The organism is Devosia sp. FJ2-5-3 (assembly GCF_029201545.1).
GTDB lineage: Bacteria > Pseudomonadota > Alphaproteobacteria > Rhizobiales > Devosiaceae > Devosia.
This window is the reverse complement of the sequence record NZ_CP104007.1, coordinates 1,791,566-1,804,098: the sequence shown is the minus strand read 5'-3', so window position 1 is coordinate 1,804,098 and position 12,533 is coordinate 1,791,566. Positions and strand designations below refer to the sequence as shown.

Here is a 12,533-nt window from a genome sequence, read left to right as displayed (position 1 = left end):
GGCTATCGACACCTCAACGCGTTGGACGACGCCTTCCAGACGATGGGAACATCAAAGCAATTGACGATGCGCCCTCTGGAATTTGCCCATTCGGAACTTCAGACGACCTCCTCGAGCCGCTTGACGAACCCGCCGCCTAAAATGTTATTTATCATAACAAAACTCTTTGGTCGCATCAAGCGACACTCCCTACAGACGGAGCGCCCGAATGCCGAAAACTGATGCCGTGCCCGAAAACGATGAGACCGAAATCGGGGCGGCAGCCGATGCCCAGCTCGGAATGATCGGCTATCGTTTGCGGCGCGCTCAGCTCAGTGTGTTTCAACGGTTCATGGCAGTTTTTTCCGACCTCGCGCTGCGCCCGGCCGAATATTCGGTGCTTGTCCTCGTCGACGGCAATCCAGGGCGCAAGCAGACCGAAATCGCCTCCGCACTCGGGGTCAAGCGCGCCAATTTCGTCGCCCTTGTCGATGGTCTGCAGGCCCGGGGCCTGCTTGAGCGCGTGCACGTCAAGACCGACCGCCGGGCCAATGCATTGCACCTCACGCCCGAAGGCGAGAAATTCCTCGCCCAGGCGCGCAAGGTGCACGAAGAGCTGGAGCAGGAATTCATCGACAGGCTGGGGGGCAATGCGCAACGCGACCAATTGCTGTCTCTCCTCGAGCGGCTGACCTAGCGAAACACCGGAACGCGCTTTTCAAGGAAGGCTCGCAGCCCCTCTTCCGCATCGGGCCCGGTCTGGCTGAGCGCCGCCGTCAGGCTTTCAGCATAGAGGCCGGCCTCTGGCGGCATTGCCGAAATCTGCGCGATCGCCTGGATGATCAGCTGGTTGATGGTGGGCGAATTGCACACGATGCGCTCGGCCAGCTCGAATGCCTTGGTCAGCGCCTGCCCCTCGGGCACGCAATGATGGGCCAGACCCAGCCGTTCTCCATCGAGGCCCGAATAGCTGCGCCCGGTCAGCATCATCTCGGTCATGCGATGCGCCCCGATCAGATTGGAAATCCGCACCGAACCACCCCCGCCGACGAAGATGCCGCGCATGCCCTCGGGCATCTGAAACCGCACCGTCTCCTCGGCCACCCGAACATGGCAGCTGGCGGCGAATTCCAGCCCGCCCCCCATGACAGCGCCGCTCATCGCCGCCACCACCGGACGCGGCGACTGCGCGATCAGCGCCATCACCCTGTGCCAGTTGCGCGAATGCGCCATGACTTCCAAGGGCTCGCGGGAGACATGTTGCGATAGGTCGAGGCCTGACGAAAAATGACCGCCGGCGCCCGAAACGATGATTGCGCGGGTGTCGTCTCCCACCGTCGAAAAGAAGTCATCCAACGCCGCGATCAGCGCATCATTGAGCGCGTTGCGCTTGTTGGGCCGATTGAAAACAATGTGAGCAATCGCGCCCTTGTGGCCGATTTCGAGCACATCCGTGTGCGTCATGTCTTGTCCTTTCACATGACAGAAGCGAGGCGCACAAGGCGCAGATGGGGCCTGCCTATTCCGACAGACATTTGCGTACGGCATCGGGGAGAGGTGCGGAGCGGATCGCCCCGGTTTCGTCCCGTCGGGTCCAGACGCGCTTTTCGAGCGCCTCGACCGCCAGGTCGGTCTCCCGCAAGATCTTGTGGCGCACCGAAAAGCTCGATCGCCCCAGCTCAGTTATTTCGCTCTTGATATCCAGCACGTCACCGAAGCTCGAGGGCACGAAGAACTTCGCGCTCGTATCGACCATCGGAATGCCGGCAATACCCTGTTCGGCGAGCCATTGACGCTTGTTCATGCCGAGAGCTGCCGACAGCAGCGCCGCCGTCGCATTGTCGAACATGCGGAAATAATTGGGATAATAAACGATGCCCGCCGGGTCGCAGTCGCCGAACTGGATCGTCACGGTGGTGAGATTGCTGAACATTTCCGCCTACTTTGCCTGCATGCGCAGCGCGCCGTCGAGGCGGACGACTTCGCCGTTGAGATAATCGTTCGCAACCATGGCCATCACCAGCTGGGCAAATTCGGCCGGACGTCCGAGCCGGGGTGGATTGGGAATATTTCCCGACAACCCGTCCTGTACCTCCGCGGGCAGTTCCTCGAGCAGCGGGGTCAGGAACAGTCCCGGCGCAATGGCAAGGACACGCACGCCAAACCGCGCCAGCTCTCGCGCCGCCGGCAGCGTCAGCGCCACGATCCCGCCCTTGGACGCGGCATAGGCCGCCTGCCCGATCTGGCCTTCATAGGCGGCAACCGAGGCGGTGGAGATGATCACGCCGCGCTGCCCGTTCGCGTCCGGCTCCGCCTGAGACATGGCATGAGCGCACAACCGCATCATGTTGAAACTGCCCACCAGATTGACATTGATGACCTTCTGGAAGGCCGCCAGATCCATGGGCCCTTCGCGCCCCACAATGCGTGCTGCGGTGCCAATTCCGGCGCAATTGACCAGCACCGACGGCGCCCCCAATGCCGCAATAGCCTCGGCGATGGTCGCTTCAGCGCTCGCCGCATCCGAGACGTCCACCGCGAAAAACTGTCCGCCCAGTTCCGCCGCCACGGCTTTGCCCTTGACCGCATCCCGGTCAAAAATTGCCACGCGGGCGCCGCCCCCCAAAACCAGCGCCCGCGCGGTCTCCGCGCCTAGCCCGGAGGCGGCGCCGGAAACGAATACCGTCTTGCCCGCAATATCCATCAGCGGGCCTCCACATTTTCAATGAGCAGGGCAATTCCCTGCCCGCCGCCAATACAGGCCGAAGCGATGCCATAGCGCAGCCCCGACCGCTTGAGCTCCAGCGCCAGCGTCAGCGCTAGTCGCACGCCGGTCGCCCCGAGCGGATGCCCGATGGCAATCGCTCCGCCATTGACGTTGAGCTTGGCTTCATCGAGCCCCAGTTCCGCCACGCAGGCCAGCACTTGCGCCCCAAAAGCCTCGTTGATCTCGATCCGGTCGATCTGGTCGAGCGTCATTCCGGCCGCATCGAGCACGGCGCGGATGGCCGGCGCCGGGCCGATCCCCATGATCTTGGGCGGCACGCCCACGGCGGCGCTGGCAACAATACGCGCCAGCGGCGCCTTGCCCTTGCGTCGCGCATAGTCGGACGAAGCCACCAGCACCGCGGCCGCACCATCGACGATGGCCGACGAATTGCCGCCCGTCTGCACGCCACCAAAGGCCGGCCGCAGCTTGGCGAGCACCGCATAGGGCGAGATCCGCACATGACTGTCTTCGGTCACCGCGGCAATGTCGCGCGGCAATCTGATCCCGCGATCGCCAAGCCCTTCGATACTGAAAGTCTCGGTTTCGACCGCAACGATCTCCTCGGCGAGGATGCCCGCCTCCCTGGCCGCCACCGCGCGCTCGAAACTGCGCTCGGCAAACCGGTCAACCGCCTCGCGCGAAATCCCGTATTGCTGCGCCAGGTTTTCGGCCGTGTCGCCCATGCTGACGCAACCGGCCGGATCGTAGAGCGCCTCGAGCAGGAAGTCCTTGAACTCCACCTCGCCCAGCGCAAATCCATTTCGGTGCGTATAGGCCGCGATCGGGTTCCGGCTCATCGACTCGCATCCGGCGGCAAGCGCAAGGTCGATCCGACCCAGCGAAACCGAGTCCGCGGCCTGGGCGATCACCTCGAGCCCCGTTCCGCAAATCCGTTGCACCAGAAGCGCCGGCGCCTCCACGGACGCCCCGGCATAAAGCCCGATATGGCGCGGCGTCACATAGGCGTCGAACGAGGCCTGCGCCATCGAGCCGGCGATGGTGTGCTCGATATCCTCTGCAGGCACGCCGACGCGCTCGATTGCGCCCCGCGCCGCCTTGATCCCCAGGTCGATAGGCGAAATCGACGAAAATGCGCCCCGATAATCGACAAACGGTGTCCGGGCGCCGCCAAGCAGCCAGGCATCGTCAAACCGCATTGCGAGTGGCCTAGCCATTCTGCTCTCCCTGGCGACGGAAAATCATGATTTCGGCATCCGGCGTGTCCGCATAGAGCCGTTCGACGAGATGGCGCCGGTGTGTGCGCACGGCGCGCTGATTGATGGAACCCTTGTCGGTAACCTCGCCCTTGTCGATGTCGGGAAGGCAATCGAGCAGCAGGGCACGGGCGACATGGTTCGAACTGCCCGTCGCCTGCTGCGAGAGCGAATTGAGTGCGGCCTCGAAATGCGCTCTCACCTCAGGCCGGGAGACGATGGCATCCGGCGGCGTCGCCTCGTCGAGCCCCGCATGTCGGCAACAGCCTTGCATGTCCGGGAAAATCATGGCGCCGATGAAATTGTGGTCGAGCCCGGTGATGACGACATCGCGGATCAGCGGCGCGCAGGCAGCTATGATCTTGCTCCGCAGCGCCGCGAAATTCACCCATGTCCCCGTCGAGAGCTTGAAATCCTCGGTCACGCGGCCATCGAACACCAGCCCACGATCAAGCCGGTCCGGCTCCGCAAACCGCACGGCGTCGCCAATGCAGTAATAGCCCTCGTCGTCGAACGTCTCGGCCGTCTTTTCGGCGTCCCGCCAATAGCCCGGCGTCACGTTCGGGCCTCTGAGCCGCAATTCGAGCTTTTCGGCGTTGCGCACCAGCTTCACGCTCATCCCGGCGGCGGGAAGGCCGATATGGCCCGCCTCTTCCACCGGCCAGGTGGTGGTGAAAGCAAAAGGAGCGGTCTCGGTCGAGCCGTAACCGGTAATGATCAGGATACGCTCGCCCGTCTCGGCGCGCGCTGCCTCGTCCAGTCCGTCAAAGACATGCTGGGCGAGCCCCGCCCCCGCATATTGCAGCAGCTTGAGCCGCGCGAAGAGGTTCTTGCGCGCAGTGGGATTGTCGGCAAATGCCGCCACCAGAAACTCGTAGGCCTTTGGCACATTGGTGAAAAAGGTGGGCTGCACCATGGAGAGGTTTTCTAGCGTGCGGCCGAAGCGTGCCGGCGTCGGCTGTCCGTCATCTATGTAGAAGCTGCCGCCATTATAGAGTGTCAGCCCCACATTGTGGCTCCCGCCCGCCACATGGTTCCAGGGCATCCAGTCGAGCAGCACCGGCGGCTCATCCTCGAGGAAAGCAAGAGCCTGGCGGATCATCTGCTGGTTGCAGGCCATCATCCGGTTCGTGGTGATGACGCCTTTGGGCAGGCCCGTCGAGCCGGACGTAAAGAGCACCTTGGCAATGGTATCGCCTGAGATCGCCGCATGGGCGTGCGCCACCACCCTGGTGACGGGCGTTTTCAGCAATTCGTCGAAAACGAGGCTGTCGCGCGACGCCAGGGGATTGGTGCGAACCACCACCGGAACATCGCCCCCAATGACGGCCTCGATTGCCGCCTCGAAACGCTCGCCATCGCTGGCATAGATCATTCCCGGCGTCAGCAGTTCTGTAATGTGCCGGAGCTTGCCGAAATCGGTCGAGACCAAGGAATAGGCTGGGGAAATCGGTGCATAGGGAATACCGACCCAAATAGCCGCCATTCCGAGCAGGAAGTGTTCGATCTCATTCCCCGACAGGATCATCAGCGGCCGCTCTGGCCCGAGCCCGGCATCGAGAAGCGCCTGCGCCAGTGGCTGGATGCGCTCCACTGCCTGCGAATAGGTCAGCGAGCGCCAACCCGCGCCTTCGCGATCCGAGATCAGAATGGCATCGGGGGTCTTTTCGGCCCAGGCAGCAAGCGCATCGACGATGGAGCGCGGATAGGCACCCAGAGTCTCTGAAGATTTGATCAGTATACTGCCGTCAGGCCGTGGCTTGGCCGTGGCTGCCATATTCCCCAGACGCACAGGCCGTATGGACGCTGCCTTGAAATCCATGAGTCCCCTCCCTCATGAATCTTGTTATATATCATAACTAATCCCGCGCAAGGGGGTGCGGTGCCGTGCCTCACGCCCCCCGAAGGAAGCGAGAGACACGGCAATTTCAGGCGCGATATCCCACGTCGATTGTGCCGCCGCCGGCGGTCAGGCGAGAGACGCAGGCGCACATGCGGTCGTTCTCCGCCTTTTGCTCCGCGCTGAGGAAGACGTCGCGATGGTCGATCGCGCCCTGGCGCTCCAGCACTTTGACGGCGCACAGCCCGCATTCGCCGCGCTGGCAGTCATAGACCATGTCCACCCCTGCATCGAGCAGCGCTTCCAGCAGCGTCTGGTCGGGACGAACCGTAACGGACTGATTGCGATTGAGGATGTCGACGCTGAACGCCTCCTCGGCAAGAAGACCACTATCCCCGAACACCTCGTAGCGGAGACGGCTGAGGGGCCGCCCTGTTCCCACCCAGGCTTCTTTCGCCGCCTCCAGCATGCCGATCGGCCCGCAGAGATAGCATTCCCCGCCGGGCGGCAGCGCCGCGAATTCACCTGCAAGGTCAACATGCTCGCCGACGGAATTATCCCGCAGCACGAGCCTCTCGCCGAGCAGCTCCTGCAGTTCCTGGCGGAATGCCATCAGGCCGGTCGCGCGGGCCCCATAGACGAGCCGCACCGACGCTCCGCGCCCCATAAGGGCCTTCGCCATCCCATAGATCGGCGTGATGCCGATGCCGCCGGCGAGCAACAGATAGTGCGGTGCGCGCCAACTCAGTTCGAACCGGTTTTCCGGCACCGTGAGCCGCACCGGATCGCCCTCCCGCAGGCTCCACATATGGCGCGAACCGCCCCGGCTCTGCGGATGCAATTTCACAGCAACCGCCAGATGCCCTTTTGGAGCCGGCACGATGGTATAGGTCCGCACCGCATGCCTTTCGCCGATATCGACCCTGATATTGGTGTGGGACCCGGGATCGAAACGTGGCAAGGCGCCTTCGACGGCGAAGGTCAGGCAGAGAACATCGTCCGCGACATGCCGCAGGCTGGCGACGCGCCCATTGCGCCATTCAAGTCTGTTACGCATGGGACTACCCCACCACCAGTGAGAGTGCCGGAACGCGGCGGATCAGGCTGCGATCCTCATCCAGCACGAATTCGAGGTTTTGCCGGGCCAGCATTGCATGTTCCCGGGCCAAGGCTTCCGCACGGGCCCCTTCCCTGCGCTCGACAGCCTGCACCATCGCGCGGTGCTGGTCCTGGGCCCCGTAGAGAGATCGACGGAACGCCAGCACATCGGCCTGCTTGTTGAGAAAGGCGCTGGGCGAAGCGAAAGGCAGGCTTGTGACGCGCTCTATCTCGCGCTGGATTGTCTGGCTTGCCAACCCCCAGAGCCGCGTATGCAACTCGGCATTGAGGGTGACATAGCGCTCGAAATCCATGCTTTCGGCGACAACCCCGAGCGCCTCGTCCAATTCTGCGAGCAGGAGCTTGAGCCCATCCATCCTGCCGGTATCGACGCCCCGTTCCGCCGCCAGCCGGAGGGCGGTGCCCTCCAGCACGCCACGCAGTTCTATCGCGTCGGTGACGTCCTCACGGGTAAATCCGCGAACCGCATACCCACCGGTGGGGATCGCTTCCACAAGCCCTTCCTGCTCGAGCCGCGCCAGCGCCGACCGCAAGGGGGTCCGCGATATACCCAGCCGTTCGGCCAGCGCCACTTCCGACAGGCGCGCATGGGCGGGTATTTCTCCGCAGATGATCAGATCGCGCACACCCATCAGAGCGCGTTGCGATTGGCCCGCACGATCCGAACTGGCGTTCATTCTGCGGCCTGCTGCATTTCATTTTCGGCCGCGATCATGCGGTCGATGAGCTTGCGGGCCCACATCGATCCGGCATCGATGTTGAGATTGTAGATGACATGGTCGGGATTGGCGTCGATCGCCTTCTGCTGGGCCTCGAGGATGATCTCGTCTTCCTTGAAAATCCCGGAAACGCCTTCGCGCAGATTATGCGTTCGCGCCTGTTCATCGAGCTTGTAATTGCGCGCAAAGGCCCAGAAATAGTGGCAGGTCTTGTCGGTTTCCGGCGTCATGGTGTTGAGAACGAAGCCGTTCACCCCCTGGCTGCGGTCGCCCTCCGGCGCACCCGTGCCTGCAGGCGCCACGCCCACATCGATGGCGATGGTCGAAGGCGCCTGGAAATTGATGATCTGCCAGCGATCCACATTGCCGGGCTTGCCCAACTGACCGCGCCAGAATGGCGGCGCATCGATATCGCGCATCCACCGGGTGATGGTTGCGGTCGTGTCGGTATGGGTCGCCTCGAACGGCGCCTCGGCAACGGCCCGATTACCGATCGAGGAACCATGCACATAGGTCTCGTGCGTGAGATCCATCAGATTGTCGATGACGAGCCGGTAGTCGCACTTGACGTGGATCACCTTGCCGTCCGACGCCCATTCAGGGTCCTGGTTCCAATGCAGATCCGGCACCAGCGCAGGATCGGCCAGTTCGGGCTCCCCCATCCACAGCCAGATGAAACGGTGACGTTCGACTAGCGGATAGGATTTTACGCAGGCCGATGGATTAATCGTATCCTGCGACGGCATGTATACACAACGACCGGTATCATCGAATTCGAGGCCGTGATAGCCGCAGATGACGTTGTCGCCGTAAAGCTCTCCCATCGAGAGCGGTAGCAGACGATGCCAGCACGCATCGGCCAGCGCGGCCGCACTGCCGTCTTGCTTTCTATAGAGAACTACGGGCTTTCCGCAGATCGTGCGCGCCAGGAGGCTGCGCTTGACCTCAACATCCCAAGCAATGGCGTACCAGGCATTCATCGGAAATGTTTGCGTCGTCATTCAGTCCCCTCCCGAGCCAACAACAGTGCAATTCCAAAATTGTATACATAATTGCCAGTTCTTGTCACGCGCCATGAATTGCCGGATTCACGCCTGGAATGCGCTGATGTTACCCTTTGGCTAACACCAAGCCCCTCGGTGCGAAGACCCTGGCGCGATTAAGTCCCCGCAGGATAAGTCGAACGGACCGTTGCTTCTCTTGGCCCTCTGTCATATTGGGCCTAGGCAGACCCGAGATTTCCTCGAGAACGGACCGGCACTGCGCATGGTTTTGGAGGGCAGTGTGAGCGAACAGGCTCCGCGTATCGCTTTTGTCGCAAACGAGACCACGACGGCCGAGGCCGCCGCCGCAAGGCTCCGAAATCTCTATGGCGATGCCCCGATCGAAGACGCCGACATCGTCGTCGCCCTTGGTGGCGACGGGCTAATGTTGCAGACACTTCATAGGGTTATGCAGACCAACATCCCCGTCTATGGCATGAATTTCGGCACTGTCGGCTTCATGATGAACGCCTATTCCGAAGACGGCCTGGAGCAGCGTCTTCGCTCCGCGCAGCGGACCCGCATCTACCCATTATCCATGCGCGTCGTCGATTCCGCTGGCAACGCGCAGTCAGCGCTGGCACTCAACGAAGTCTCGCTTTTCCGCTCCAGCCACCAGGCCGCCAAGGTCCAGATCGCCGTGGACGGCGAAGTCCGCCTGAGCGAACTGATCTGCGACGGCATCCTGCTTGCCACCCCGGCCGGATCCACCGCGTATAATCTCTCCGCCCACGGCCCGATCCTGCCGATCGAGGCGCAAATCCTTGCATTGACACCGATTTCCCCGTTTCGGCCCCGTCGCTGGCGGGGTGCAATCCTGTCCAACAGGGCCGAGGTGAAGTTCACTTTGCGCGAGGCAGAAAAGCGCCCGGTCAGCGCCGTGGCCGACAATGTCGAGTTCAAGAATGTCAGCGAAGTGACCGTGCGCGAGGATCGCACTCACGGCGTCACGCTACTGTTTGACCCCGGGACAAGCCTCGAAGAACGCGTCCTGAGCGAGCAGTTCCGGTTCTGATCAGGCCGCCGGAAGGGGCAGAAGGGCCGACTGTTCCACCGGCGGAAGCGACATCGGCGCCCTGGCTACCCCTGCAAATGTCGACATCACGCCGCGCGCGGCCTTGCGGGCCAGCGCGATGTTCTGCTCGCTGAGATAGGCAAAGGCTTCTTCCAGCGCCTGCGGGATATCGCCGTCATACTCGGCAATGAGTTCTTCTGTCAGCGCCGTCACCACATAGTGCCGCGCGGCAACATCATCGGCGAGGTCGGCAGCCCGGGCATGGAACACCAGCCGGACCAGCAGGCGACCGGTTTCGCCGCCAAGTCCCGCCCGCGAAAAGAGCGCAATCAGTGCCGCTCGGCTCCCATTTTCCAGCAGTGTGAACACCTTACCGCGCGACACGCCACTCAGCTCCGCCACGCAGGCGGCAAAGAACATGACGTGACCAGTGACCAGCGCGTGCAACAAGATGCGCATGTTGAGCTCATCCGATCCGACAAGACGCTCGAAGAATTCGCCCCGCGCCTGAACCGCCTCGGTCTCGCCGATGGCGGAAAGCGCCGTGTCGGTACCATCGCGCAGGAGCCGCTCCAACCGATCCGGCGCGAGTGCCCCTCGAACGATGCGCGCCTGGCGCAGACTTTCCGTAATTCGCTGCACAAGGATCAGGCGCGCGGGTGCGGGAAGGTCTTTCCGGCCCAACAATGCCCCCCGCATGTTCGCATCCCCGCCATTGCGGTGTGCGAGTTCAAGCAGCAGACCGGGATCAAGCTGCACGTCATCCCGGCGAAGAATGCGCATCGTGAGCGCTGAATTTTCCTGCGCAATCAACGCGCTGGCGATCCGCGCCGAGAGTTTTTCCCGCTGGGAAATAGCCAGTAGAGTCGATGGATCGCCGCACAACACCAGCCCCACAAGGTCAGCGTCGAGCAAGACCGGGCTATACTGCAGGACTGCCCGCGAGATCACGGCGCTATCGCGCAGCAGGGCCATGATGATCGGCCGGGGCGCCTGAACGGAATGCAGCAGGCCATAGGCCAGCGCTGCGCGGACCTTCACCGAAGGATCATCGAGAAAGCCGATCAGGGCCGCATAGAGGGCCGCATGCTCGTCGGCAGGACCATCGTGATCGAGATAGGCAAGCGCAGCCAGATGCGCGGCGTGGCCGCGTTCGTCGCTGTCGCCGGACCGGGAGAGCCGTTCAAACTCGCTGTACTCGATCATCACCTTCTCCGCACCGAGGCGAAGGAAAGCCTAGCTCATAGTGTTTAAGGAACTCTTCACCATAAGAGCTAAGCCGATGATAACTATTGGCTATAGAGTTGGGTGAAAAACGCCGAGCCGCCCTGTCCGCGGGTCTGGATGTTCTCGGCCTCGGTCTTGAAGAGGCCAGTAAAGGTCAGGTTCTCGCGGGAGAACCGGGACGGCACGACCGGCGCCGGTACGGGGGCGCCACTGCCTTGCCCGGCCATTTGCTGGGCGGAAAACTCAGCATTTCCAATATCTTGGTGCTTGGCGACCAGCACTCGATAGACTTCGCGGATGGTGCGCGGCTGGCCATTCGCGTAAAAAATCGAGCGGTTGGCATCGGCCTGGCGGGGAAAGACCTCGACCGCCAGTTGGTCAGGATTTTGAAGGCCGGCCTGGAACATCCGCTCGGCACCCTGGGCGCCGAGGAAGTGGGCGATATAGAGTTCGCCGGCGCTTGGATTGCGCCCAAACCGTTCGCGCAGATAGTCGCCGTTCGAGCGTGTGAAGGCGGCGGCAAGGTCCGAAGCAATCTGCGGATTTTCGCGTAAGGCAAGGATTTCCCTACGTTTTTCCGGATCGCTGATGGTGTAGTTGCCGCCGCTGGTGACCTCGATATGGGCCGCGTACTGGCCGTAGCCCAGGCGCGGCCCATCGGTCTTCAAAACCTGCAGCCAAGTGCCCTCCAGAAACTGAAAAAGCCCGACGGCAGAAGAGGTTGAAGCCCGCGCATTGGGGTTCAGGCTGCTCTCGCGCATGGCCGTCTGCAGCAGATAGGAAAAATCCACGCCGCTGCGATTGCCGGCCGTGGTGAGCGCCGAGGCAAGGTTTTGCGGGATGGAAATCGGCTGCACGCCCATGAACGGCCCAATTGCACAGAATCACATTCCGTTAACTTTTGGACCGAGTTCGCTAACAGACTGTTAACCTTGACGCCTCCTAAGGCTGCCAGAATGTGACAATGTCACCCAACTGAGGCCGCGGCCTGTCCTCGATGATTGTCTTGGGTGTGCCAATATGGACAAAACCCACGAAACGCTCGCCGGGCTGCGCCCCAAGCAAAGCCGAGGCCTCCTGCTCGAGTGCATACCAGCGGGTAATCCAGTTCGCGGCATAGCCCAGTGCGTAGGCGCCGTGGACGAGATTGAACGCGACATTGCCGGCCGAAATCAATTGCTCGAATTCGGGGATCTTCGGATGCGCTTTCGGGGCCGAGAGAATACCGATCACGAGCGGCGCGGGCAGAAACTGGTTACGCTCGACTTCGAGCGATGCCTCGTCGATATCGGGACGCCTCTGCTGAACCAGATTGGCCAGCTTCTCGCCCGCCGCCACCCGGGCGTCTCCCGAGAAGACCACCAGCCGCCAGGGGGTGAGCTTGCCGTGGTCGGGCACGCGCGTCGCAATGGTAAGCAGGGTATCCAGGTCCTCTCCCGTCGGGGCGGGCTCGGTGAGGAAGGCCTGGCCGACAGAACGACGGGTCAAAAAATAGTCACGCAGGGCAGGATTGGCGGGCATTGTGTGGCTCTTGCTCGAATAGGATGGTAGGGCGGGACCTGTAGGAAAAAGCTTTGAGCCCAATGCGCACCGGTTTTCAAGCCGTG

At 62.4% G+C, this 12,533-nt stretch carries 13 protein-coding genes; 2 read left to right on the top strand and 11 right to left on the bottom strand.

Annotated elements, in window-relative coordinates:
- Positions 1–208: 208 nt before the first annotated feature.
- Positions 209–676, top strand: a complete 468-nt coding sequence (locus N0P34_RS08690; RefSeq protein WP_275606622.1) for a MarR family winged helix-turn-helix transcriptional regulator — start codon at positions 209–211, stop codon at positions 674–676.
- On the opposite strand, the gene N0P34_RS08685 is transcribed toward N0P34_RS08690, so the two are convergent.
- From N0P34_RS08685 to N0P34_RS08650, 8 genes are all read right to left on the bottom strand, one after another.
- Positions 673–1,443: a crotonase/enoyl-CoA hydratase family protein gene (locus tag N0P34_RS08685; RefSeq protein ID WP_275606621.1), complete on the bottom strand. Its 771-nt coding sequence runs from the start codon at positions 1,441–1,443 to the stop codon at positions 673–675. The genes N0P34_RS08690 and N0P34_RS08685 overlap by 4 nt on opposite strands.
- Positions 1,444–1,498: 55 nt before the next feature.
- On the bottom strand, positions 1,499–1,912 hold the full coding sequence (locus N0P34_RS08680; RefSeq protein WP_275606620.1) for a thioesterase family protein: 414 nt from the start codon (positions 1,910–1,912) through the stop codon (positions 1,499–1,501).
- A 6-nt stretch (positions 1,913–1,918) separates the two neighbouring features.
- Positions 1,919–2,683, bottom strand: a complete 765-nt coding sequence (locus N0P34_RS08675) for an SDR family NAD(P)-dependent oxidoreductase (protein WP_275606619.1) — start codon at positions 2,681–2,683, stop codon at positions 1,919–1,921.
- Positions 2,683–3,924, bottom strand: coding sequence for a thiolase family protein (locus tag N0P34_RS08670; protein WP_275606618.1), 1,242 nt, complete (start codon positions 3,922–3,924; stop codon positions 2,683–2,685). Before N0P34_RS08670 ends, N0P34_RS08675 begins: the two co-directional genes overlap by 1 nt.
- Positions 3,917–5,785, bottom strand: coding sequence for a feruloyl-CoA synthase (locus N0P34_RS08665; protein WP_275606617.1), 1,869 nt, complete (start codon positions 5,783–5,785; stop codon positions 3,917–3,919). The genes N0P34_RS08670 and N0P34_RS08665 overlap by 8 nt, the downstream gene beginning before the upstream one ends.
- Before the next feature lie 106 nt (positions 5,786–5,891).
- A complete protein-coding gene (locus tag N0P34_RS08660; RefSeq protein WP_275606616.1) occupies positions 5,892–6,860 on the bottom strand; it encodes a PDR/VanB family oxidoreductase in 969 nt (322 codons plus the stop codon).
- A 4-nt stretch (positions 6,861–6,864) separates the two neighbouring features.
- Entirely contained in the window at positions 6,865–7,599 is a 735-nt protein-coding gene (locus tag N0P34_RS08655; protein WP_275606615.1) for a GntR family transcriptional regulator, read from the bottom strand.
- Entirely contained in the window at positions 7,596–8,642 is a 1,047-nt protein-coding gene (locus N0P34_RS08650) for an aromatic ring-hydroxylating dioxygenase subunit alpha (RefSeq protein WP_275606614.1), read from the bottom strand. The genes N0P34_RS08655 and N0P34_RS08650 overlap by 4 nt, the downstream gene beginning before the upstream one ends.
- A gap of 259 nt (positions 8,643–8,901) precedes the next feature.
- Here N0P34_RS08650 and N0P34_RS08645 point away from each other — a divergent pair, with 259 nt between their 5' ends.
- Complete coding sequence (locus tag N0P34_RS08645) at positions 8,902–9,699, top strand: NAD kinase (protein ID WP_345774463.1); 798 nt, start codon at positions 8,902–8,904, stop codon at positions 9,697–9,699.
- Here the strand turns inward: N0P34_RS08645 and N0P34_RS08640 are convergent, their stop codons facing one another.
- From N0P34_RS08640 to N0P34_RS08630, 3 genes are all read right to left on the bottom strand, one after another.
- On the bottom strand, positions 9,700–10,905 hold the full coding sequence (locus N0P34_RS08640; protein ID WP_275606612.1) for a DUF2336 domain-containing protein: 1,206 nt from the start codon (positions 10,903–10,905) through the stop codon (positions 9,700–9,702).
- Positions 10,906–10,988: 83 nt separating this feature from the next.
- Positions 10,989–11,789 (bottom strand): transglycosylase SLT domain-containing protein, encoded by an 801-nt coding sequence (locus N0P34_RS08635; RefSeq protein WP_275606611.1) that lies wholly within the window; start codon positions 11,787–11,789, stop codon positions 10,989–10,991.
- A 79-nt stretch (positions 11,790–11,868) separates the two neighbouring features.
- Positions 11,869–12,447 carry a nitroreductase gene (locus tag N0P34_RS08630; RefSeq protein WP_275606610.1) on the bottom strand — a complete coding sequence of 193 codons (579 nt, stop codon included), beginning with the start codon at positions 12,445–12,447 and terminating at the stop codon, positions 11,869–11,871.
- Positions 12,448–12,533 lie beyond the last annotated feature (86 nt).